Here is a 22,698-nt window from a genome sequence, read left to right on the forward strand (position 1 = left end):
TTCTCCTAAATAAAATAGAAATAATACTACTCAAAAAAAGATAAAAAAAAGCTTTTTGAGTGTATAATATCGTAACACTTTTGTAAAAAGGATGAAATTTGTTTGATATATCGCTTATCATGCTTGGAGCCGGCAACTCAACCAGATTTGAAATGCCCGTAAAAAAGCAGTGGTTACGCATAGGAGATGAGCCGCTTTGGTTGTTTGCCACTAAAAATTTAAGCTCTCATTATCCATTTAAAGATGTCATAGTGGTAAGCAATGAGGCTGATTACATGAGTAAATTTGCGCCACATTACAGCTTTGTGCGTGGTGGAGTTACACGACAAGAGAGTTTAAAAAACGCTCTTAATAAAGTTAGCAGCGAATTTGTTCTGGTTAGTGATATAGCTCGACCCTGTATCGGTGCGAATTTACTATCAAAGATAATAGAGGGGCTAAATAATGCCGACTGCGTAGTGCCGGTGCTCAAAGTCGCAGACACGGTCTATCTTGAAGATGATGTTATCGATAGAGATAGAGTAAAGCTAGTCCAAACTCCGCAGCTTTCAAGAACCGATCTGCTTAAAAAAGCCTTGCAAAGCGATAAAATTTACACTGACGATAGCTCGGCGATGAGAGCGATAGGGGCTAAAATTTGGTATGTTTTAGGCGATGAAAACGCCAGAAAGATTACCTTTAAAGAGGATTTGGCCAAAATTTCTTGCCTAAAAGCTCCAAAAAATGAAATTTATCTTGGCAACGGCTTTGACGTACATGCCTTTGAAGAGGGAAATTTAGTAACAATTTGCGGTGAGAAAATTCCGCATAAATTTAAATTTAAGGCTCACTCAGACGGCGATGTGGCAACTCATGCCTTAATAGACGCTATTTTAGGAGCGGCATCGTTAGGCGATATAGGCGAGCTTTTCCCTGACACTGATGATAAATATAAAGGAGCCGACTCGATAGAGCTTTTAAAGCAGGCGTATAGGCTTGTTCAAAGCGTTGGATTTGAGCTAGTAAATGCCGACATAACCGTTATGGCGCAAGCTCCGAAACTAAGCGCCTTTAAGCTTAAGATGGCTCAAAATATAGCCCAAGCGCTAAATATAAGCGCAAGCAGGATAAATGTAAAGGCAACAACTACGGAAAAATTAGGATTTGTCGGGCGTGGCGAAGGTATAGCCGCAAGTGCGACGGCAAGCCTTAGATATTATGATTGGACGCAAGCATGAAAGTTTTAATAGTAGAAAATGAAATTTATCTAGCTCAGAGTATGGCGACTAAGCTAGGGGATTTGGGCTATGAGTGCGAGATAGCAAGGACGGTAAAAGAAGGGCTTAAGAACGAGTATTTTGATGTTGTGTTACTTTCTGCAACACTGCCGGGTGAGGATTTTTATAAGATTATCAACAAATTTAAAAGCTCTATCATCATCTTACTCATAACCTATATAAGCAACGATACCGTCTCAAATCCGATAAAAGCGGGTGTGAGCGACTACATACAAAAGCCTTTTATGATAGAAGAGCTTGTGCGTAAGATCAAACATTTTGAGGAATTTAAAAGGCTGCAAAGCTTTATCAGGACTTATCAGGACTATTTGAATTATCATTTTAAGGCGGTTTCTAATCTGAATTTTGATTTTAAGAAACTCAAACTTCCTATGCTTATAAAATGCAATAAAATAATAAATGCCGATAATTTCGTATTTGAATACGCAAAGGCTATGAATCTATCCTTTAAATTTATTCCGCTTGATCAAAATCCCGATTTTGAAACCATAGCAAAAGACAATCCTAGGGATTTGCTGTATTTTTCAAATTTTCAAATTTTAAGAAGCGACGATAAGAATAAAATTTACAACCTCGCGATGAAAAGAAAGCTTATAATAAGCTCTACCAATCAGAACGAAAGCGCAAATTTTGAAATTTTAAATATCACTACCGATGAGAAAAATTTCCAGATAGATGAAATTTTGACTATTGATGATTATATCAAGCATATTATAGTGAATTATCAAGAGAACTATCCTGACACCGAGCTTAGCAAGAAGCTTGGCATTTCGCGTAAATCGCTTTGGGAAAAGAGGAAAAAATACGATGTCGTCAAGAAAAAATAACACTATCTTAATAAACGAGGAAGCTTACGGTGCACTTGAGCTGATTCACAATCAAATTTTTAGCAAATTTAATCGCTTGATGAATGAAAAAGAGGCGCAAGAGGTGTATGAAACAGGCTTTTTAAACGGAGAGCCGATGCCTTATAGCTTTATTTTAGCCCCTTTTGGCAAGCGCAACCAAGAGTGCTTAAAAAACGCAAAGAGCGGAGACAAGATCGAGCTTTTAAAAGATGATAAGATAGTCGGACACATCGTCGTTGATAGTGTTTTTAAATTTAATCAATCTAAAAAATATCAAAACATCTTTCACGCCAATGAGACTATCCAAACCGAGCTGATTCAAAGCGGAGAGCTTGCGGTAAGCGGTAAATTTGAAATTTATAGCGATATATTTAAAAGAGTAAAAGAGGAGATAGCCACCGTAAAAAATGAGCTAAACGCGCAAAAAATAACCGCCGTAATGCTAACTGCCGAGCCTTTTAACAGAGCTCATGAGAGGCTTATCAGGATGACGATAGATAAGGCGGATATTGTTCTTTTATTTTTGCTTAAGAGCTACAAAAGTGACTGGGAGATAGAATTTGGGCTTAAAAAGCGCGTGATGGAGTATTTTTCGCAAAATTACCTGCCTAAAAACCGCCTTATAATAGTGCCTTTTGAAAACTCAAATTTGTTTAGTGCGCATATGAATCCGACTCTTGAGTGTATAGCTGCAAACAGTCTTGGCGCAGATAAGCTTGTTGTCGGGCAAAATCACGCAGGCATCGGGATGTTTTATGATCAAAATGTCGCGCATACCATACTTGAAAAATACAAAGAGGCTTTAAAGCTTGAGATAATCGTGCTTCCAGAGCTTGTGTATTGTAACGAATGCAGGACGATAGTAAGTACCAAAACTTGCCCGCACGGACAGCATCATCATATAAAATATCACACAAGCACTCTTAAAGCACTTCTTCAGCAGGGAATTTTGCCTCCTGCGATTTTAATGAGGCGGGATATCTCGGCAATGATTTTAAGTGAAGTTTTTCAGAATAGATTTAAGAATCTACAAAAGCTTTATGATGATCTATTTCCAAATTCGGGACTTCTTGAGAATCATACCGAGAGAGAATTTTATGAGGAACTTATGCAGCTTTATCAGACGACTTCGCTTACTTGATTTTGTCTTTGGCTGCGACTTGTCAAATTTGAGGCTAAATTTATGCTGCTTAAGATATCTTTATGTAAAGCGGTTTGGTTAGGTTTTACCTTGGATATAAAGCCGGAAATTTAATAATTTTAAGGAAATTTATGCAAAAACTATTTTTAACCTTTTTTTATACGGGACTTAGTCCAAAAGCGCCCGGCACCGTAGGGAGTATCGCAGGAGCCTTGGCGGCTTATCTTATACTGGTTGTATTGCCTCCTGAGACGCTATTTTTGTCGTCTATTTTGCTGTTTGCCGCAAGTATCGGTGTTATAAATAAATATGAAGAGCAAACGGGCGCGCATGATGATAAAAGTATCGTTATAGACGAGGTTGCAGGAGTTTGGCTTGCGCTTTCGATGAGTTCTATTACGGTGGTTCAGTTTGTTTTATCGGTAGTGTTTTTTAGAATTTTAGATATCACGAAGCCTTCCATTATCGGGCGGGTTGATAGGGGAGTTAAGGGCGGACTTGGTGTAATGGGCGATGATATGCTAGCGGGCTTTTTTGCCGCTTTGATGAGCGCGATTACTTATGCGCTACTTGTGAAATCTGGACTTGATTACGAATGGATCAACCTTCAAATGCCGTTTTACGAAGTGCCAAATATGATAGAGGGAATTTTAAAATAGACTAAGTAGGCATAAATTTGAAGAAATTTATGCCTGTATTGCAAATTTGACAACTGAATTTAATTTTTGCATTTTTCTTTTTGCTATCTTTTTATAAATTAATCGTATTTTAAAGGTTAGAGTTGTTAAGATGTAAGATGCGTAGGCTTAATTTAAGCATCTAATAGGCTGTAATGAACTATCGGAATTTACTTCCTGCGCCTTGCTTTGCCTTGCTCTTCGTATAGTTCTATCTCGTTTGCATAGGTTGGATTTTTCTTTTTTAGTTCGTTGTTCATGAACGCTATTAGCTTCGCATCGGCATTTGAGTGGCTTGCAAGAAGGAGGATAAGGCTTAGATAAGCTTTTGCTTCATTTGGAATTTTGCCGTTTTGTTTAGAGGGTATGCTAAATTTATCAGTAAAAATTTTAAGCGCGCCAAACAGCTCGTCTTTGGTTGAGGATTTGTTTGCTACTATATCAAGCAAGGAATTTAAGTTGATATTTTCATCCGTTTTTAAAGTAGGCTCGCTTGATACTTTAGGCTTTGGTTGAGGAGTTCTTCTTAACTTAAATACGATCAATAGCAGTATGGCGATGACCGCCGCTACTGCTATTATCAGTGATATTATAACTATGGATTTGGTATCCAAATTATTCCTTATAGTCTTACGTTTGGCGACTTTCTAAAGTATGCCGCGATAGCTATTATTGCCATTATAAGCATAGTTATCCATACGAAATCAGGCACCGGCACCGGATCGCCCGCCGCATACGAGTGCATACCGCTTAGATAGAAATTTACGCCAAAATAAGTCATTATGATAGCCCAATAAGCAAACATCGAGCTAACCGCAAAAGCGTATTGGTTGTTGAGTTTTGGAACAAATCTTATGTGTAAAACTACTGCATAAACCAAGATGGAAACGAGTGCCCAAGTCTCTTTAGAGTCCCAACCCCAGTATCTTCCCCAGCTTTCGTTTGCCCAAACGCCCCCAAGGAAGTTTCCAAGCGTAAGAAGGCTAAGACCTAATATCATCGCCATTTCGTTGATACGTGTTGCTTCAAGGATGTTTCTTGATATCTCTTTATTCTCTTTTTTGCCTTGGAATATAAATAGTATAAGCGAAAACATTCCAAGCAGAGAACAAAGTCCTAAAAATCCGTAGCTAGCCGTTATAACAGATACGTGGATAGTTAGCCAATACGACTGAAGCACCGGCACAAGAGTAGTGATCTGCGGATCCATCCAACTAAGGTGAGCCACAAATAGCGTAATGCCTGCTAGAATCGAAGTAAGCGCCATCGCGATAGGGCTTTGGCGAGAAAATACGATACCAGAAAGGCTTAACGCCCAAGCGATGTAGATCATTGATTCATACGCATTACTCCAAGGTGCGTGCCCCGAGATATACCAGCGAAGTCCTAGTCCTGCCGTGTGTATCAAAAAGGCTAGGATATTAACAGAATAAACTATCTTAAACATCCAGTTGATGTTAAGTCTAGGGCGAGCCATCTTGATAAATACGAATATAAGCAGAGCAAAGCCCGCTAATAGGTAAAATGGCGTTAGAGAATCAAAAATTTTATATTTGTTAAATAAAATTTCCATATCTATGCGTTTTTTAGTAGGCATTACCGCCGAGCCGTGCTCTTCTTGGTATGTTTTTATTTCTGCAAGCGCTCTGTTTGGCACGCTCCAGTTGCCGCTTCTGCTCGCATCGCTTACGCCCGTAAAATAATCTTGTAAAATTCTACTAATCGGCTCTCTTTCCTCTTTGGGAAAATACATCATCGCACTGGCCGGCGCATACCAAGTATGGTTAGGATCGTCTATCTTTGGAAACATCGTGAAAATTTCACCTACAAATACCATATAAAGTATATTTAGTCTCTCGTCCACTTTTTGGACGTCTTTATCAAAAGTTCCTCTTTCCGCAGGACGCTTTCTGTTGGCTTCTTCGGCATATTTGGTTAGCTTATATGTGCTTTTGGTTGTATTTTGATCATAGGTAAAAAAGTCGTTAAATTTAGCGTATTTTGCATTTTCATCTACGCCTATCATCTTTTTAAGATCTTTGTTGTGAATCGCTATTATCGGGATTTCACGCCAGTATGGAGCGTTTACCATCATCGAAAGCATGACTTGATTTGCGTTCATACCGTTTATAGTATCTTTTCTATGAACTTTATTTAAAATTTCTCTTGCTATCGTATCAAAAGGCTTCATGCGACCGTCTGCGCTTTGAACTATGACGGTTGAAAGCTCTTTTGCATGATCTGCATTTATGTTTGGAGCTTCGTAAGCTTCAGCGCTTGGCGTAAATGAACAGGCGGCAAATATAACAAGTAGGCTCGCTACTTTCTTTATGGCGTCTTGATTTATAAGTTCTGCAAGTTTTCTAAATCTGCTATGAGGATTTACTACGTTAAAAAATAACCCGACTCCAAGCAAGAAGTATCCGAGGTAAGTAGGAATTTTGCCTGGGTCTTTATTTACAGAAAGTATAGTACCTTTTTCGTCCATGTCGTAAGAGCTTTGGAAAAATCTATATCCTGCATGATCTAGCACGTGGTTCATGTAAATTTTATAGTCGTAATTGCCGGTTTGACTATCTTGCACTACTACGTCGCTTGAGTAGCTCATCGGAGAATTTGATCCGGGATAGCGTTTAAGCTCAAAGTCTTTTAGGTAAAGAGAAAACGGAAGCACTATAGGTTGAGCGCCCCATGTAAGCGTAAAGTCTTGTCCTCCTACGGTTTCATTGACCGGAATAACGTGGTTTTCATAAAGGATCACCTCTTTATTTTCGCCCTCAAAGCTTAAATTTGCCACAATCGCGTCAAAATCGCCATTTTTGCTAACAAGCCTTCTGTCGGCCTTTTCTAAAATTTTTCTCGGAGCGAAATTTATCGTTCCTATCGTATAAAGCTGGCTAGGCAAGAACTCAACCTTGTCCTTTGCGGCATATTCGCCTTTGTCATTTGACGCCATAATAAAATAGCCGATATTGTGGCTTGAATTCATACTAAATTTGCCGTCTTTGTATTCAAACTGCACGAATTTTTCAAGTGTCGGCTCGGTGTTAAATACAAAGCTAACTCCTCCAAGCTCTCTAACACTACCCGGTCTTAGAGCTACTTCTTCTCGGTTTTGCGTATCTGAAACTACAAGCTCTATCAAAGCTTCGCCGCTACTAGATTCAAAATACTCAAATTCAGCACTTTTATAGTAGGCTTTGTATGTTAGATTCGCTTTTTTGCCTTCTATATCAAGGCTCATATCAAATTCGTTCGGACTCATTGAAGTTATCTGCTTTGGAATGGCTACTTTAAACTCCTTACCGTCTTTTTTGGTCTCCATAGTTATCTTTGAGCCCATCTCATACATTGTGTTTTCGGCAGTATTTTCTCTGATATGAATATTGCCTTCAAACCCAAGATAGCGCGTCATGGCAGAGCCTAGCAACATGAAGAGAAAACTAAGGTGAAATATAAAAACGGGAAGTTTTTTAGAATCAATAAGCCTGTAGCGGTAGATATTGTAAGCTAAATTTATACCTAAAAGCAGTTGGATCGCAGCGAACCAGCCTGCACCATAAACCGCAGCCCATGCGCTTTTAGTATCGTAATAAGTCTCGATAAACGTAGCAAGACCGCTTGCGATAGCAAACAAAAGCAACAATATAAGAGCTGAAGTCATACTAAAAAATATAGATTTTACCCCTCTCATTATTATCCTTTTTAAATTATCAAATGGCACATTATAACAATATTTCTTTAAAAATTTCTGCGCTTAGTTATTAATATGTAACGAATTTTAATATTTTTAGATTATTTTGTATCATTTTTTAAGAGAGATTTATAATTGTGAGATTTAAATTTGATAACACATATTAAAAACAGGCTAAATTCGGCGCAAAATAGCCTGAAATTTGAAAATTTACTTCTGTTTTAACAAGATTTATAAAAAATAAAAATTAAATTTTAGGTATGGCTTTCATTAAAGTTTTTGTAAATTCATTCTTAGGCGAGCTGAAAATTTCATCCACATCACCGCTTTCAACTATTTTGCCGTGATTCATTACTAAAATTCTGTCCGTTATATGCTCAACCACACCTAAATCATGACTTATAAAGATATAAGTAAGCCCAAATTCATCCTGCAAATCAAGAAGTAAATTTAAAACCTGAGCTTGAATGCTTACATCAAGCGCACTTACAGGTTCGTCGCAGATGATGACTTCCGGACGCAGGATAAGAGAGCGAGCGATTCCGATGCGCTGACGCTGTCCTCCTGAGAATTGATGGGCGTAGCGGTGGTACCACTCCTCTTTAAGCCCTACCTTTTTCATGATCTTTAGCACTTCGCCTTTGATCTCGTCCTTGCTTAAATCAGTATTTAGCACTAGCGGCTCTGATATGATTTTTCCTATGTTCCAGCGCGGATTTAGACTGGAATAAGGATCTTGAAAGATCATCTGAACATTTTTTCTAAAATTTTTCAGATCGTTTTTATCAAATTTCGCCTTGTCTTTATCTTTGTAGATGATATGTCCGCTTGTAGGCTCATCAATCCCTATTAGAAGTTTTGCAGTGCTTGATTTGCCACAACCGCTTTCGCCGACTATGCCTAAAATTTCGCCTTTTCTAAGCTCAAAACTTATGTCATCAACCGCTTTTATAACCTCTTTTTTTAAAATTCCGGTCTTTATCGTGTGGTATTTTTTTAAATTTTTAATCTCAAAAAGGTTCATCTTATCTCTTTTTTAAATTCTAAATAATTGATATTTTCATCGACGAATTCAAGCCTCTTTTTACGCTCACCCTCTTTTGGAATCGATCCCATAAGAGCTTTTGTATATGGATGTCGCGGGTCTTTTAATACTTCTTTTACTCCGCCGCTTTCAACGATTTGACCTTTATACATTACTATCACGTCATCAGCGATATTTGAAACGACGCCAAGATCGTGCGTGATAAATAAAATTGCCATATTGTTTGCTCTTTGTAAATTTTTCATAAGCTCGATAACTTGAGCTTGTATAGTTACGTCAAGTGCCGTTGTGGGCTCGTCCGCGATAAGAAGTTGGGGCTTGCAGACCATAGCCATGGCTATCATTATGCGTTGGCGCTGACCGCCTGAAAGCTTAAAAGCATACTCTTTTATGCGCTTTGCAGGCTCTTTTATGCCGACCATCTCAAGGCTTTCGATTACTTTTAAAGCTCGCGCTTTCTTGCTTAAATTTGGCTGGTGAAGCTTTAGCGCCTCATCTATCTGATAGCCTATTGTTAGGCTAGGATTTAGGCTAGTCATCGGCTCTTGAAATATCATAGCGATTTGAGAGCCTCTGATATTTCGCATACCGCTTTCTTTGAGGCTTAGTAAATTTGTGCCGTTAAATAAAATTTCACCCCTTTTTATACGCGCCTCTTTATCAAGTAGTCTCATTATGCTTAGGCTTGTTACGCTTTTGCCTGAGCCGCTTTCTCCGACTATGCAAAGAGTTTTATTGTTTTCAAGGCTAAAGCTTAGGTCGTTTACCGCTTTTGTATAGCCTAGCTCGCTTTCAAATCCGACCTCTAAATTTCTAACTTCAAGTAGCATCATCTACTCCTTAGCTTCGGATCAAGCGCATCTGTTAGAGCATCTCCGATAAGGTTAAATCCAAGCACCGTTAGAAATATCGCAAGACCAGGATATAATATCATCCAAGGAGCCGTCGTGATGTATTGGAGTGAATTTGAGAGCATTGCTCCCCATTCTGCAAGCGGAGGTTGCGCGCCAAGTCCAAGGAAGCTCAGTCCCGCCGCTTCTAGCACCGCGCTAGCAAAGCCCATAGTGGCTTGCACGATGATAGGACTTAGGCAGTTTGGCAAGATAACCAGTAGCATTAGTCTCAGATCGCTTGAGCCGTTTATGCGAGAAGCTATGACGTATTCTTTCTCTTTTTCGGCAAGCACGCTTGCTCTTATTATCCTTGCGTAAGTTGGAATTCCGACTATGCCGATAGCTATCATGGCGTTATATAAACTTGGTCCAAGGATAGCTACGATAACGATAGCAAGCAAGATCGCAGGGATTGCAAGCATGATATCAACAATTCGCATTATGATTAGATCGATTAGCCCGCCGTAATAACCTGCTAAAATTCCAAGCAAGAGTCCTATAGCAAGAGATATAACGACGGATATAAATCCTATCATTATGGAAACTCTTGCGCCATATATGATGCGCGATAAAAGATCTCTTCCAAAATCATCGGTCCCTAGTATATAAGCCGAATTTACTCCGTTTTCATAAATAGGTGGCAAAAGGCGCATTGCCAAATTTTGCTCGTTTGGATCAAATGGAGCTATGAGAGGCGCAAATATAGCACACAAGACAAGAACTAAAACTATAAATAGACCAAACATAGCAAAGTAGTTTTTAGTAAATTGTTTTATTAGTTGGTTGCTCATTGGCCAAGCCTGATTTTTGGATTTATGACCGCATAGAGTAGGTCGGTGATCAAATTTATAACAATAAATATAGTTGCGATTATAAGAGTGGCTGATTGGATAATCGGAAAATCTCGCTGATAAACGGCATTTACTAGCCACTTGCCGATACCGGGCCAAGAAAACGTGGTCTCTGTTAAAATGGCTCCTGCAAAGAGAGTTCCAAACATAAGCCCGATAACAGTAATAACAGGCATTAAAGCATTTTTAAGGGCGTGCGAGATAATAACTCTAAACGAGCTACATCCTTTTGCTTTTGCCGTTCTTATATAGTCTTCTTTTAGCACGGAAGTCATACTTGCTCGCGACATTCTTGCGATTATCGCCATGGGAATAGTTCCAAGTGCAAAAGCAGGCAACACAAGATGCTTAAGTGCGTCTTTAAAAGCTTCTATATCGTTTGCTAAAAGCGTATCTATAAGATGAAATCCCGTAACTTGCTCAACGTAAAATTCATACCCGAGCCTTCCTGATACGGGTAGCCATCCGAGCTTCACGCTGAAAAAATAAATAAGCATCAATCCAAGCCAAAATATCGGCATACTAACGCCTGCAAGCGCAACAAACATTGAAGCGTAATCAAAAGTGCTGTATCTTTTTACAGCAGATATTATACCGGCTGTGACACCTATAATAATAGCAAATAGCATAGCTATCGTAGCAAGCTCTACTGTAGCCGGAAATCTCTCTATAAATTCGTCCCAGACGGGCTGCTTGGTCTTGATTGAATTTCCAAAATCGCCTTTGAGAGATTTAGTGACGAAACTTATATATTGCTCGGTTAAAGGCTTATTAAAGCCCATTTCTTCATTAAATTTCTCAATACTTTCTTTTGTAGCCCGTTCACCTAAAACTGCCAAAGCAGGCTCACCCGGAGTTAGGTGAACCATAGAAAATACAAGGAGCGACACCCCAAAAAGTGCGGGTATCGCCCATAAAAACCTCTTTATAATGTAACGTAACAATTAAGCCTTCTTTTTATTTATTTAACCATACTTCTTTAAATCTTCTTTTGCCTACAGGGTCTATCTTAAATCCTTCTACGAATTTAGCTACCGGCACTACATTAACCGAATTTGCCAATGTCACCCAAGGAACATCTTTGGCAAATACCTCTTGAGCCTCTTGATAAAGCTTTGTTCTTTCGTTTACATCGCTTGTCTCTTTCGCTTTTGCTACGAGCTTGTCAAATTCAGGATTTTTCCAAGCCGCATAGTTTTGCGCAGGGACGTTTGCCGCATGAGAGGTTAAAAGGATATTTAAGAAGTTATCCGGATCTCCGTTATCTCCCGTCCAGCCAAGCAAGCACATATCATGCTCTAAATTTTTAGTCTTATCAAGATATGTTACCCAGTCGTAGCTTACTATTTTAGCCTTTATGCCTACTTTTGCAAGGTCTGATTGGATAGCTTCGCCCACTTTTCTACCGTCAGGAATATACGGTCTTGATACCGGCATAGCATAAAGCGTAACCTCAAATCCGTTTTCATACCCCGCCTCTTTAAGAAGGGCTTTTGCTTTTTCTACATCATATTCGTATTTGGTGATATTATCATTAAAGCTCCATAAATTCGGTGGAATCGGAGCATATGCAACCTTGCCGAAACCTTCATATACCGCATCTACGATAGCTTTTTTATTAACCGCATGGTTTATGGCTTGGCGAACTCTTAGGTCTTTAAACATCTCTCTATTTGTATTCATAGCAAGATAGCCTACGTTCATACCTTCTTTTTCGATAAGTTTTACGTTAGGATCTTTTGCCAGATCTTTTACTTCGGCAGGGTTTGGCTGCTCTAAAATTTGAATTTGACCGGTTTTAAGCTCTGCTGTGCGAACCGAAGCGTTTGGTATAACGCGAAGAATAACTCTGTCAAGATACGGTCTGCCGCCCCAGTATTCTTTGTTTGCCGTAAGTATAACGCGATCGTCTTTTATCCATTTTTCAAAGACAAACGGACCAGTTCCTACAGGAAGGCGGTTTAAATCCTCGGCTTTACCGTTTTTCATAAGCTCTTCAGCATACTCTTTTGAAAGAATTCCGGCAAAATCCATGGCTATGTTTGCCAAAAACGGAGCTTCAGGCTTTTTAAGAAGAAATTTGACCGTGTATTTATCTACCTTTACAACATCTTTTACGATATTGTCCATGTCCATATTTATCCAGTATTCATAAGCGCCGCCTACTTTTGCAAAAGGATGACTTTTGTCAAATTGGCGTTTAAATGAAAACACTACATCGTCCGCGGTAAATTCCACTTTTTTCTTAAAGAATTTGGTCGGAGCGAAATACACACCCTCTCTTAAGTAAAACGTATATTCAAGTCCGTCCGCACTTACGTCCCAACTCTTTGCAAGAGCGGGCTCTATCTCGGTTGAACCGTATTTAAACTGAACTAGGTTGTCAAATATATTGTCTGTTACAAATATACTCTCGCCGTCGGTAGTGTGAGCTGGATCCATAGCAGTAGCGTCACCGCTGCGTCCAAAGACAAGTGTGCCGCCGTATTTTGGTTCGGCAAGCAACAAACTAGCGCAAAAAAGCATTAAAAGCATCGTAAGCTTTTTCATTTTGGCTCTCCTTTATCGTAAATTAAATTTGCATTCTGTGCCAGATTGTATCAAAAAAGCTTTTTGGTAGCGCATAAAATGGGCTAAATTTATCAAAAAAATTTACAATATGTTAATTTTTGTTATATTTTAGTAACTTTAGTAACAAATTTACACTATACAAATCAAATATGAATAAACCTGTTTAAATTCTTAAAAAATATCAATTTTACAAAAAAATGAAAATAAATAAATTTTAAATTTACGCAAGAAATTTTAAATTTATTTTTATAAAAATGCGATAAAAACGAGATTTTACAAGATAATAATTATCAATTAACTACTAAATATGATATGAAAAAATTACGCATAATTTACGCAGTTATTTTATGATTTCATCAAATTAAAATTTAATGAGGAGGAAATATGAACAAATCAAGACGTAATTTCTTGAAGGCTTCCACGGCAACCGGTTTTTTAGCTATGACTTATGCTCCCGGCACTTTGGGTGCGGTCGGCGCTAAAGCATTGGAAGGCGGAGAGAGGGTAGCTTATAGTTTTTGCGAGATGTGTTCGACTCGCTGTCCTATCGAAGCTAAAGTAGTGGATGGCAAAAACATCTTTATACAAGGAAACGGCAAAGTTAGCGGAACTGCAACTTCGGTTTGCGCAAGAGGCGGCGCGGGTCACAATCAACTATACGATCCGCAAAGACTTGTAAAACCTCTCATTAGAGTAGGTGAGCGCGGTGAAAATAAATGGCGTGAGGCAAGCTGGGACGAAGCTCTTGATCTTGTGGCTAAAAAAATGCTTGAGATCAAAGAAAAATATGGTCCTGAGAGCTTTGTGTTTACCGCAAAATCAAGCCAAACTCATAAACTTATGACAACTTTTGCAAGCGCATACGGCTCGCCAAACTGCTTTTCTCACATGTCCTGTTGTCCGATAACTTACAGAATGGTCTGTGAGCATATGTATGGAGACGGAAGATTAAAAAGAGACTTCGGAAATGCAAAATATATCGTAAATTTCGGTCACAACCTCTTTGAGGGTATCGTTATATCAGACACTAAAAAGGTTGCGAAAATGGCTGAAAAAGACGATACTAAACTATTGGTTCTTGAGCCAAGATTTAGCGTTATAGCCGCTAAAGCCGATGAGTGGCTTCCTGTAAAACCTGGAACCGACCTAGCGTTTGTACTAGCGCTTATTCATACATGGATTAAAAACGGAACTTACGATAAAGAGTTTATCGAGAAATTTACAATCGGCTTTGATAAAGTCGTAGAAAGCACTAAAGATACAACTCCTGAGTGGCAAGAGAAAATTACCGGAATTCCTGCTAAAACGGTTGAGAGAATCGCGGGTGAAATTTGGAAAGCCGCTCCAAAAGTAATTATTGACTTTGGTCATAAAACAACAACCGCAAAGGCTGAATACATCCGCACAAGAGCTATCATGGTTGCAAATGCGATGATGGGCAACTGGGAGAAAAAGGGCGGAATTTTCGGTGGCAAAAACGCCAAAAAATACAACTCTTTAGCAGGCGAGGAGCTAATACCTGGCATTACAAACCCTGATGCGGCTATAAAAGTTCCAAAAACTCCAAGACTTGATGCAGCTGGCGAAGACGGAAGAAATAAATTCGTAGGCAGAAGCCATGGCGTTTTGATGGAAATTCCTGATGCCATAATGAGCGAAAAGCCTTATCCTATAAAAGGTTGGTTTAATATCAGATTTAACCACATGATAAACGTTGCAGGAACGGACAAAACGATAGAAAGCCTTAAAAAGCTTGACTTTATAGTAAGCTCTGACGTTTATATGAATGACTTTTCAATCTATGCAGACGTTATCTTGCCTGAAAGCACATATCTTGAAAGAGATGAAGGAATTGAAGATAAATCAAGCCAAAAACCTGCGTATATGATAAGAAATAAAGTAATCGATCCTGTAGGTGATACAAAAAATGGCTATGATATCTTTAGAGAGCTTGCAAGACGCATGAAAATAGATGAAAAATATACAAACAACACTATGGATGAATGGAGAATGCAGCAAGTTAAAGGTAACGCCGAGCTACTAGCGCAACTTGCAAAAGACGGATATGTGACTTGGAAAGTGCCTGGAATTTTATTCAGAGAAAAAGACAGCGTTAAAAATTTTGTTAAGAAATTCCCTCATGCAGAGAAATTTGTAGGTGAAAACGGACTTATGGATTCTCAAGTGAAATTTAAAACAGAGAGTGGAAAAATCGAACTGTTTAGTGAAAAGGTTGATGCGCAATTTCCTACTTACGGCTGTTTAGGAAATATGGAAGATAACGTTAAAGATATGGATGTTTACGCAGGACATGAGCTTGCTATCATGACAGGAAAAACTCCTATCCATACTAACGGTCACACTCAAAACGTTCCGTTCTTGAATGATTTAATGAGTGAATCTCCTGTATGGATAAATCCAAAAACAGCTAAAAAATATGGTGTAAAAACAGGCGATAAGGTCTTCTTGCAAAATAAATTTTCAAAAGATAAAGCAACTATATTTGTAACCGAAGGTATTAGAGAAGATACATTATTCTTGTATCATGGATTTGGACACGTGTCTGCAGGTCTTAAACGAACGGACGGAATGGGAACAAACCAAAGTAAGCTTCTAAATCCTGAAGCAGGTCCGGTGTGCTCTACGATGGTTACAAACGTCGGCGTTGATATAGTTAAAGCTTAAGGGAGAGTGAGATGAAAAAAGCATATAGAATGGTTCATAACGAAAACCTTTGTATAGGTTGCCAAGCGTGTTCGGTAGCTTGTAGAAGTGAAAATAACGTTCCAAACGGAGTTTATAGACTTCAAGTTCATGCAAAAATGAGCGGAACGTTTCCAAATTTAAAGACGGATTTTATAAGAAACAGTTGCGTTATGTGCGAAGATAGCCCTTGTGTAGACGTATGTCCTACGGGAGCTAGCTTTAAGACAGAAGATGGACTTACGTTAATGGATCACAGCACCTGCGTAAGCTGTAAATACTGCATTCTTGCTTGTCCTTACGATGCAAGATACGTTGAGCCGGGTACCGGTGAAGTGGGTAAATGTACGTTCTGTTTTGAAACAAGAGTTAGTAAAGGCGAACAACCTGCTTGCGTTACCGTATGTCCTACAGACGCGCTTGCATTTGGTGATCTAAATGATCCAAATAGCGAAGTTAGCAAAATTTTAAACGATAAGGCTCACTACTATCCAAAAGCCGAGCTTAAAACTAGACCAAAACTAGCTATGATAGCAAACCGCAAAGGAGGAAGCCATGAATAATATGTGGGGAAGCGTAGCTCAATATCACGAAATTTACTGGCCGTGGCCGATTGCGGTCTATCTGTTTTTAGCGGGTCTTTCAGCAGGCTCTATGATGGTTGCGCTTTTAGTTAAGTGGAACTATCACAAACAAGAAAACGATACCATTTGGGACGCGATGGTAAAAGCGGGCGCCATAGTAGCCCCCGTAACTATCTGCGTGGGTCTAGCTTTGCTTGTGCTTGATCTTGGTAAGCCGCTTAGTTTTTATTGGATTTTGATTAAGTATAACTTTGGCTCTGTTATGTCAATAGGTGTTGCATTGCTACTTATCTATACGCCGTTTGCGTTTTTGTTTGCGATAATTATCTTTGAAAAAGAGATAGAAAAATACGCAATCTTTTCGCTATTACGCCCGGTATCAAGAGTAATACGCTCATTTGCACCTCTTGCTAAAACCATTGAAACGATACTATTTTTAATGGCGATAGGAGTTGGAATTTACACAGGCTTCTTGCTAAGTGCGGTTTATAAACTTCCGCTTTGGAATACGCCTATACTTCCGATCTTATTCCTAACTTCAGGATTTAGCTCAGGCGTAGCGGCAAATATTTTAGTAGGAATGACATGCTTTAAGCACCTAATCAATAAAGAAAATGTAAAATACTTGCTTGTGCTGGATTTGCGAGCGGTTTTATTTGAGATACCTTTGATAGCGATTCTTTTCCTAGGTCTTCATTTCGAAGGCGGAACAAGTGCTGTAGTGGCTAAGCAAGCTCTTACTACCGGACATTACGCTATGATATTTTGGATAGGAGTTGTAGGCATAGGACTTGTTACTCCGATAATTATCGCAGCTACCGCACTTAAAAATCACGCTTACAGAGTTGGCTACATCGTAGTAAACTCATTGGTTATAATTTGCGGTGTTATCTTGCTTAGATATTATATCGTGTATGCGGGACAAGTCTTTACAGGAGCTTAATAGAAGTGAGAATCCTACTTTTAGAGGATGATTTTAATTATAGAGAGAGCGTCTCGGAGTATCTTCAGGCCTTAGGCTATGAGGTTGACGAGGCGCCCGACGGGCAGGTGGCTTGCGACAAGATCGCTAATAACTTCTACCACCTGCTCATACTTGATATTAAAGTTCCGCATATAAGCGGACACGAAGTTATAAAATACGCAAAAGACATCGGTCTTGAAACTCCCATTATGATAACCACTTCGCTTGTAGATATAAACGATATGGCCGTAGGCTACGAGCTTGGCTGCAATGAATATCTAAAAAAGCCTTTTGAATTAGCCGAACTGAAATTTAGAGTAAATGAGCTTATGCGCAAATATCACGGAACGGACGATAAAAATTTGCTCGCGATAGAGGGCGGATTTGTTTTTGATTTTATTAAAAAGCAGCTTAAATTTGAAGGCGAAGTAATTGATATCAGCGCAAAAGAGATAATGCTTATAGAGTGCTTGCTGTATCACAAAAACAGCTTCGTTTCTCTTGAAACTCTGCGCGCGGAAGTTTGGGGCGATAAGGATGTAGATCCTGCAGATGTTCGTATGCACGTGCGTAAAATTCGTCAAAAAACCAAGGCTGATTTCATAGTTTCATCTCGCGGGCTTGGTTATAAGATTAATGTTAAAAAGCCTTAAAATCCCTATTTTCGCCACTTTGGCGATCATGACTCTTTTTTTGTTTCAAAGCTATGAGATCATAAATTTAAGCATGAAAGACGAATACTCTAAAAATATCTTTGAGCTTATGGAGTATGAGGGCGAAATTCGCCAAAATTTAGAAAGAAACGAAGCTATTCCCTCATCGTTAATATATCGATACGCGATATTTGATCTGAGAGAAAAAAAGATCATTTCAAATTTGGATATCACGCCAAAAAATCTAAAATTCATCACCAAAGAGGAAAACGGCTATCTATTTTACAAAAGCTACCTTAAGATAAAAGATGAAATTTACTATCTTGTAATATCCAAAAAACAAAACAGCGCAAGGATATTTTTCATAGCTACGCTAATGCTCGTGTTTATATTGATAGTTGTTTTTTTCACTCTTTATCTGTCTTTTGTAAGTAGTGTAAAGCCCTATAAAGACGCTAAAAAATATATGAACAGCTTTTTTAATGACGCTATGCACGAACTTAAAACCCCGCTTGGAGTAGTCGGCATAAATTTAGAAATGCTTAATATCGACAACAAGTACACGGCCAGAATGCGCTCAGCCCTAAAGCAGATGCAAATAACCTATGAAGATGTCGAGTATTATATAAAACACAGCTACATACTCTTTCCGCCAGAAATTTTAAATTTCAGCGAATTTTGTCTTGAAAGAGCGCGCTATATGCGAGGCTTTGCCATGTCAAAAAACATTAAAATTTACGACTTTATAGAGCCTGATCTAAAAATTTTTATGAGCAAGATAGAAGCGGGCAGGATAGTGGATAATAACCTTAGTAACGCGGTTAAATATAGCTCTCCGGGAAGCGTTATAAACGTAACTTTAAAGCTTGAAGACGATTGGATTATATTTGAAGTGGAGGACTTTGGCGAAGGGATAAAAGATACGAATAAAATTTGGAAACGCTACGTTAGAGACGAGGGAGTTCAAGGAGGCTTTGGGCTTGGGTTAAATATCGTCCAAAGTATCTGTGTGAAAAATAGCGTCGGCTATAGCGTAACTTCAGAGCTGGGTAAGGGCAGCAAATTTACTTATAAATTCACTCCTTACTCAAAACATCTGCTTGATTAGTTTTTAAACCAGATGTTTAATTTCGATAAATTTCTCTCCTTTTGATTTGAGTTAAAGTATATCACGAAGTAGCCTATACGCTTGTTTTGAGAATCAAGCATAGGCTTTATAGCGAAGTTGTGATTGTCAAATTTGTAAAATTGATTATCTTTAAAATCAATGTCTTTTAGTATTGGCAATACGTTTAAATTCGCATACTCTTTATTTATAAGATGGTAGTTTTGGATTATGCCGCTTTCTTCTTCTGTCTGGTAAGGCGAGCTTGAGGACTTATCAAGCAGCACAAAGAGATCAACTCCTTGATCTAGAAAAAATTCGCTCAGATGTCCAAAATCAAGCAAGACTTCAACGCTTCCTAAAATTTTATTATCTTTAAAAACGGGCGCAACAGATCTTATAAGAGCTCCGGCTCTACCTGTTTCTATGCCTGCTACGACTCCTTTTTTGGCTTCTTTTAGCATAAAGCGAAAGCTCGAAAGATTGTCGTTATACATAGGTATCCAACTTCTTGCAAGGCTCTTTAGCTCCGGCGTATGAAGGTGAAATCTGACGTTTTTAAATATCGGCACTTTTTCAAGCATGTGAGTAAAATCGTGCAAAGTATGCATGCAGTGAGTTCTATTATCTTCTAAAAAGCACTTTTTGATATTTTCGCTTTCTGATAGAAGCACCGCAACCGTCATTGCTGAGAGCTTTTCTTCCTCTATGTTTTTGTTTAAAATTTGCGTTTGAAAATCAAGAAATTTTTTGATATTTTCTATCTCAACCTCTTTTTCATACTCTATCCAGTAAAATATCAAAAAGCACATCAAGGCAAATGCCGCAAATGCGGTTATAAAGGCGAATTTTTTATTCATTTTTTAGCTTTCTTGTTAAAATTTCGCAAAATTCGCTAAAGCTTGGCAAATCCAGCTTGCCTTCGCGTTGTTTTTTGCCCCACATCGGCTCCGGGAAAAAGCTATCGGTTTGAAATCTCGCCATAACGTGCAGATGAACTCTCGGGACGTAGTTTGCAAAGCTTGCGATATTTATCTTTTTGGGTTTATAAAACTCTATCATAGTTTTTTCGGCGATAAGTAGCGCTTCAAATAGCCTGTTTCTAGTCCTTTCATCGCAGTCGCTAAGCTCCACAAAAGGAGTTTTAGTGAAAATTTTAATCCAAGGAATTTCGCTCTCTTCACGCTCTATAAATATAAAATCATCTTGATATATCATGGCTAAGCCTTTGTTTGCTAATTAGGTTTTATTTTATGTTTATTTGGCTAAGAAAAGGGTTAAAATTTGCAGAATTGAATTTTAATCTTTTAAAACCTATACTTATCAAAAAGGAATAATTATGAAGACGGCAATTGTGATTTACGATAAGATTAATTTATTAAGTTTCGCTCAAATTTGGCAGATGTTTTCGACCGATTTAAGAAGTAACGTGAAAATTTGCGCTTTTAAAAGCGAGATAGTAGATGAGCATGGACTTAAAATTTCGCCTGAAATTTACGGTGAAAGCCTTTACGGGTATGATTGCGTGATAGTGCCTGACGGTATGGGCGCGCTTGGACTTAGATACGATGAGATATTTTTAAGCTGGATTAAAAGTGCATCAAGCGCAAAGCTTAAAATAGCCTTTGATTTGGGAACTCTCATCTACGCAGGAGCGGGATTTTTAGAAGGCAAAAAAGCTTGCGTAAGGGCGGGATATAAAAATGCGCTTAAAGAATACTGCGAATTTAGTGAAGAGAAAATCTGTCAAAACGACGAAATTTTGACGATTTGCGAGTGGAGTAAAGAGGCGAAAGAAAAGCTGACTGAAATTTTAGGCATCAACTAAATTTAAAAGCCAAAGCGGATTTTTCTACTTCTGCTTTAGCTTTGATGGTTATTTACTCGACCGTTACGCTTTTAGCCAAATTTCTTGGCATATCCACGTCATTTCCAAGCCTAACCGCGATCTCAAGAGCAAAAATTTGAAGGATTATCATCATCTCAAAAAACTCGCTCATAGGATGAGTCTGCTTGCTTGTTTTGATAAAATCATCACTTAATTCAAACTCCTCAGGACTTATAACTAGTATATAAGCGTCTCTTGCGGCAAGCTCCTCTACGTTGCTTTTGCTCTTTTCATAAAGAGTAGTTTTTGGAAGCAGGGCGATCGTAAATAGCTTTTCATCGGCAAGCGCGATAGGTCCGTGCTTCATATCGCCGGCAGGATAGCCTTCTGCGTGCAGATAGCTTATCTCTTTTAGCTTAAGTGCGCCCTCAAGTGCAAGCGGATAAAAGATATCCCTGCCGATAAAGAAAAATCCGTGTCCGTGCAGGTAATGCTTAGAGAGCCTACGAATTTTTTCTTGTAAATCATCTTTGATATTTAAAATTTGCGGTATGTGAAGCAGGGCTTTTATCTCGTCTTTTAGCATATTTTTATCTATCGTTTGCCTAATTTGCGCAATTTGCAAGCAGAGCAGCCAAAGCGTGATGACTTGCGTTGCAAAGGCTTTTGTGCTGGCAACTCCCTTTTCTATGCCTGCGCGAGTTAATATCGCGGTGTCGGCAAGTCGGACGATAGAGGAGTTATCGACATTGCAGATAGCTATAGTCTTAAGTCCTGCATTTTTGGCTATCTTTAATGCTTCAAGAGTGTCTGCCGTTTCGCCGCTTTGAGAGATGACGATAAATAACGAGCTTTTATTTAAAATCGGCTCTCGGTAACGAAATTCGCTTGCTATTTCGACTTTAGCGCGAATTTTTGCGATGCGCTCATATAGATAGCTTGCAGCAAACGCGGCGTGATAGCTCGTACCGCAAGCACAAAATATGATGTCGCTAATACCTTCTAAAAAGCCCTCTTGAAGCTCTTCGAGTTTTACCTGCTCGTCTTTAATTCGCCCCATTAATGTTTCGGTAACGACGCTGCTTTGCTCGTAAATTTCTTTCTCCATAAAGAATTTATACCCTTCTTTTTGAGCATAAGCCTTATCTTGAGGCAGTTTTACGAAGGATAAATTTAACTTGCTACCATTTTTAAATATATTTATATCATTAAGCCTTGCATAGCCATACATTCCGTCTTCAAGATAGATAGCCTCATCCGAAATGCCTATAAGAGCCGCATCCGATGAGCCGAAAAATACTTCGCCGTCTTTGTTTTTGCTGATTATTAAAGGCACCGCGTTTTTAGCAAAAAATATCTTATTTGGCTCAAGCTTGGTTATTAAAAGTGTCGCATAAGCGCCTTCAAGGCGTGCTATAGTAGCCTTATAAGCTTCAAAAACATCTTTTCTTTCTTTTAAAATTTCTTCAAATAGATGAACTATCACTTCCGTATCGGTCTGGCTTAGGAATTTAACCCCTTTTGCCTCAAGCTCATCTTTTATCTCTTTATAGTTTTCTATGATGCCGTTGTGAATTACGAAAGAGTGCTCGCCGATATGCGGGTGCGCATTTATCTCCGTAGGCTTTCCGTGTGTCGCCCAACGCGTGTGTCCGATAGCTAGACCAAAGCCGCTTGAGCTAAAATTTTCGCACTTTTGGACTAAATTTTCAAGCTTGCCTACGGTCTTAAAATAAGATATGTCATCATTGCTCATTACCGCTATTCCCGCAGAGTCATAGCCTCTATATTCAAGCTCTTTTAAGCCGCCTAAAATTATATTTTTTTTCTCTTGATTGCCTATGTATCCTACGATTCCACACAT

At 38.7% G+C, this 22,698-nt stretch carries 20 protein-coding genes; 10 read left to right on the forward strand and 10 right to left on the reverse strand.

All coding sequences use genetic code 11. The features are described from left to right. Positions 1 to 98 precede the first annotated feature (98 nt). The 4 genes from CDOM16188_RS08325 to CDOM16188_RS08340 all read left to right on the forward strand — a co-directional run bounded on the left by CDOM16188_RS08325 (position 99) and on the right by CDOM16188_RS08340 (position 3,925). Complete coding sequence (locus CDOM16188_RS08325; RefSeq protein WP_253908164.1) at positions 99 to 1,217, forward strand: bifunctional 2-C-methyl-D-erythritol 4-phosphate cytidylyltransferase/2-C-methyl-D-erythritol 2,4-cyclodiphosphate synthase; 1,119 nt, start codon at positions 99 to 101, stop codon at positions 1,215 to 1,217. Continuing rightward, positions 1,214 to 2,104 carry a response regulator gene (locus CDOM16188_RS08330; protein ID WP_172201280.1) on the forward strand — a complete coding sequence of 297 codons (891 nt, stop codon included), beginning with the start codon at positions 1,214 to 1,216 and terminating at the stop codon, positions 2,102 to 2,104. Before CDOM16188_RS08325 ends, CDOM16188_RS08330 begins: the two co-directional genes overlap by 4 nt. Beyond that, entirely contained in the window at positions 2,085 to 3,266 is a 1,182-nt protein-coding gene (locus CDOM16188_RS08335) for a sulfate adenylyltransferase (protein WP_172201282.1), read from the forward strand. Before CDOM16188_RS08330 ends, CDOM16188_RS08335 begins: the two co-directional genes overlap by 20 nt. Positions 3,267 to 3,397: 131 nt before the next feature. After that, positions 3,398 to 3,925: a phosphatidylglycerophosphatase A gene (locus tag CDOM16188_RS08340; protein ID WP_172201284.1), complete on the forward strand. Its 528-nt coding sequence runs from the start codon at positions 3,398 to 3,400 to the stop codon at positions 3,923 to 3,925. 188 nt (positions 3,926 to 4,113) lie between these two features. On the opposite strand, the gene CDOM16188_RS08345 is transcribed toward CDOM16188_RS08340, so the two are convergent. The 7 genes from CDOM16188_RS08345 to CDOM16188_RS08375 form a co-directional block, all read right to left on the reverse strand. Continuing rightward, on the reverse strand, positions 4,114 to 4,557 hold the full coding sequence (locus tag CDOM16188_RS08345; RefSeq protein WP_172201286.1) for a fatty-acid--CoA ligase: 444 nt from the start codon (positions 4,555 to 4,557) through the stop codon (positions 4,114 to 4,116). Positions 4,558 to 4,565: 8 nt separating this feature from the next. Beyond that, positions 4,566 to 7,637, reverse strand: coding sequence for a cytochrome c biogenesis protein (gene ccsA, locus CDOM16188_RS08350; protein WP_172201297.1), 3,072 nt, complete (start codon positions 7,635 to 7,637; stop codon positions 4,566 to 4,568). A gap of 247 nt (positions 7,638 to 7,884) precedes the next feature. Next, positions 7,885 to 8,661: an ATP-binding cassette domain-containing protein gene (locus tag CDOM16188_RS08355; RefSeq protein WP_172201299.1), complete on the reverse strand. Its 777-nt coding sequence runs from the start codon at positions 8,659 to 8,661 to the stop codon at positions 7,885 to 7,887. Then, the gene (locus CDOM16188_RS08360) at positions 8,658 to 9,512 is read right to left on the reverse strand and encodes an ABC transporter ATP-binding protein (RefSeq protein WP_172201301.1); all 855 of its coding nucleotides are present in this window, start codon (positions 9,510 to 9,512) and stop codon (positions 8,658 to 8,660) included. The genes CDOM16188_RS08355 and CDOM16188_RS08360 overlap by 4 nt, the downstream gene beginning before the upstream one ends. Continuing rightward, positions 9,512 to 10,366 carry an ABC transporter permease gene (locus CDOM16188_RS08365; protein WP_172201303.1) on the reverse strand — a complete coding sequence of 285 codons (855 nt, stop codon included), beginning with the start codon at positions 10,364 to 10,366 and terminating at the stop codon, positions 9,512 to 9,514. Before CDOM16188_RS08365 ends, CDOM16188_RS08360 begins: the two co-directional genes overlap by 1 nt. Next, entirely contained in the window at positions 10,363 to 11,370 is a 1,008-nt protein-coding gene (locus CDOM16188_RS08370; protein ID WP_172201305.1) for an ABC transporter permease, read from the reverse strand. Before CDOM16188_RS08370 ends, CDOM16188_RS08365 begins: the two co-directional genes overlap by 4 nt. Positions 11,371 to 11,383: 13 nt before the next feature. Continuing rightward, positions 11,384 to 12,976, reverse strand: a complete 1,593-nt coding sequence (locus CDOM16188_RS08375) for an ABC transporter substrate-binding protein (protein ID WP_172201307.1) — start codon at positions 12,974 to 12,976, stop codon at positions 11,384 to 11,386. Between the two features lie 405 nt (positions 12,977 to 13,381). Between CDOM16188_RS08375 and phsA the strand changes: the two genes are divergently transcribed. The 5 genes from phsA to CDOM16188_RS08400 are packed head-to-tail and all read left to right on the forward strand — an operon-like array spanning position 13,382 to position 19,009. After that, positions 13,382 to 15,682: a thiosulfate reductase PhsA gene (phsA, locus tag CDOM16188_RS08380; RefSeq protein ID WP_172201309.1), complete on the forward strand. Its 2,301-nt coding sequence runs from the start codon at positions 13,382 to 13,384 to the stop codon at positions 15,680 to 15,682. An 11-nt stretch (positions 15,683 to 15,693) separates the two neighbouring features. Then, positions 15,694 to 16,263 (forward strand): 4Fe-4S dicluster domain-containing protein, encoded by a 570-nt coding sequence (locus tag CDOM16188_RS08385; RefSeq protein ID WP_172201312.1) that lies wholly within the window; start codon positions 15,694 to 15,696, stop codon positions 16,261 to 16,263. Next, positions 16,256 to 17,227: an NrfD/PsrC family molybdoenzyme membrane anchor subunit gene (gene nrfD, locus CDOM16188_RS08390; RefSeq protein WP_172201314.1), complete on the forward strand. Its 972-nt coding sequence runs from the start codon at positions 16,256 to 16,258 to the stop codon at positions 17,225 to 17,227. The genes CDOM16188_RS08385 and nrfD overlap by 8 nt, the downstream gene beginning before the upstream one ends. Before the next feature lie 5 nt (positions 17,228 to 17,232). Continuing rightward, on the forward strand, positions 17,233 to 17,901 hold the full coding sequence (locus CDOM16188_RS08395) for a response regulator transcription factor (RefSeq protein WP_172201316.1): 669 nt from the start codon (positions 17,233 to 17,235) through the stop codon (positions 17,899 to 17,901). A 28-nt stretch (positions 17,902 to 17,929) separates the two neighbouring features. Further along, positions 17,930 to 19,009 (forward strand): cell wall metabolism sensor histidine kinase WalK, encoded by a 1,080-nt coding sequence (locus CDOM16188_RS08400; protein ID WP_253908165.1) that lies wholly within the window; start codon positions 17,930 to 17,932, stop codon positions 19,007 to 19,009. Here CDOM16188_RS08400 and CDOM16188_RS08405 read toward each other — a convergent pair. Both CDOM16188_RS08405 and CDOM16188_RS08410 read right to left on the reverse strand, forming a co-directional pair. After that, positions 19,006 to 19,866 (reverse strand): cache domain-containing protein, encoded by an 861-nt coding sequence (locus CDOM16188_RS08405; RefSeq protein ID WP_253908166.1) that lies wholly within the window; start codon positions 19,864 to 19,866, stop codon positions 19,006 to 19,008. The two genes, CDOM16188_RS08400 and CDOM16188_RS08405, sit on opposite strands and share 4 nt — an antisense overlap. Next, positions 19,859 to 20,224 carry an HIT family protein gene (locus CDOM16188_RS08410; protein ID WP_172201318.1) on the reverse strand — a complete coding sequence of 122 codons (366 nt, stop codon included), beginning with the start codon at positions 20,222 to 20,224 and terminating at the stop codon, positions 19,859 to 19,861. Before CDOM16188_RS08410 ends, CDOM16188_RS08405 begins: the two co-directional genes overlap by 8 nt. Before the next feature lie 121 nt (positions 20,225 to 20,345). Between CDOM16188_RS08410 and CDOM16188_RS08415 the strand changes: the two genes are divergently transcribed. Continuing rightward, positions 20,346 to 20,834 carry a DJ-1/PfpI family protein gene (locus CDOM16188_RS08415; protein WP_172201320.1) on the forward strand — a complete coding sequence of 163 codons (489 nt, stop codon included), beginning with the start codon at positions 20,346 to 20,348 and terminating at the stop codon, positions 20,832 to 20,834. A 52-nt stretch (positions 20,835 to 20,886) separates the two neighbouring features. Here CDOM16188_RS08415 and glmS read toward each other — a convergent pair whose 3' ends face one another. Then, on the reverse strand, positions 20,887 to 22,698 hold the full coding sequence (gene glmS / locus CDOM16188_RS08420) for a glutamine--fructose-6-phosphate transaminase (isomerizing) (protein WP_172201322.1): 1,812 nt from the start codon (positions 22,696 to 22,698) through the stop codon (positions 20,887 to 20,889).

Source organism: Campylobacter sp. RM16188 (assembly GCF_012978795.1).
Taxonomy (GTDB): domain Bacteria; phylum Campylobacterota; class Campylobacteria; order Campylobacterales; family Campylobacteraceae; genus Campylobacter_A; species Campylobacter_A canis.

What these genes read in the sequence shown, in the direction of transcription:
- CDOM16188_RS08410 (WP_172201318.1), bottom strand. Translation starts at nt 20,224, where the DNA reads ATGATATATCAAGATGATTTTATATTTATAGAGCGTGAAGAGAGCGAA.
- CDOM16188_RS08375 (WP_172201307.1), bottom strand. Translation starts at nt 12,976, where the DNA reads ATGAAAAAGCTTACGATGCTTTTAATGCTTTTTTGCGCTAGTTTGTTG.
- ccsA (WP_172201297.1), bottom strand. Translation starts at nt 7,637, where the DNA reads ATGAGAGGGGTAAAATCTATATTTTTTAGTATGACTTCAGCTCTTATA.
- CDOM16188_RS08385 (WP_172201312.1), top strand. Translation starts at nt 15,694, where the DNA reads ATGAAAAAAGCATATAGAATGGTTCATAACGAAAACCTTTGTATAGGT.
- CDOM16188_RS08330 (WP_172201280.1), top strand. Translation starts at nt 1,214, where the DNA reads ATGAAAGTTTTAATAGTAGAAAATGAAATTTATCTAGCTCAGAGTATG.
- CDOM16188_RS08405 (WP_253908166.1), bottom strand. Translation starts at nt 19,866, where the DNA reads ATGAATAAAAAATTCGCCTTTATAACCGCATTTGCGGCATTTGCCTTG.
- CDOM16188_RS08415 (WP_172201320.1), top strand. Translation starts at nt 20,346, where the DNA reads ATGAAGACGGCAATTGTGATTTACGATAAGATTAATTTATTAAGTTTC.
- nrfD (WP_172201314.1), top strand. Translation starts at nt 16,256, where the DNA reads ATGAATAATATGTGGGGAAGCGTAGCTCAATATCACGAAATTTACTGG.
- CDOM16188_RS08360 (WP_172201301.1), bottom strand. Translation starts at nt 9,512, where the DNA reads ATGCTACTTGAAGTTAGAAATTTAGAGGTCGGATTTGAAAGCGAGCTA.
- phsA (WP_172201309.1), top strand. Translation starts at nt 13,382, where the DNA reads ATGAACAAATCAAGACGTAATTTCTTGAAGGCTTCCACGGCAACCGGT.
- CDOM16188_RS08365 (WP_172201303.1), bottom strand. Translation starts at nt 10,366, where the DNA reads ATGAGCAACCAACTAATAAAACAATTTACTAAAAACTACTTTGCTATG.
- CDOM16188_RS08400 (WP_253908165.1), top strand. Translation starts at nt 17,930, where the DNA reads ATGACTCTTTTTTTGTTTCAAAGCTATGAGATCATAAATTTAAGCATG.
- glmS (WP_172201322.1), bottom strand. Translation starts at nt 22,698, where the DNA reads ATGTGTGGAATCGTAGGATACATAGGCAATCAAGAGAAAAAAAATATA.
- CDOM16188_RS08355 (WP_172201299.1), bottom strand. Translation starts at nt 8,661, where the DNA reads ATGAACCTTTTTGAGATTAAAAATTTAAAAAAATACCACACGATAAAG.
- CDOM16188_RS08340 (WP_172201284.1), top strand. Translation starts at nt 3,398, where the DNA reads ATGCAAAAACTATTTTTAACCTTTTTTTATACGGGACTTAGTCCAAAA.
- CDOM16188_RS08335 (WP_172201282.1), top strand. Translation starts at nt 2,085, where the DNA reads ATGTCGTCAAGAAAAAATAACACTATCTTAATAAACGAGGAAGCTTAC.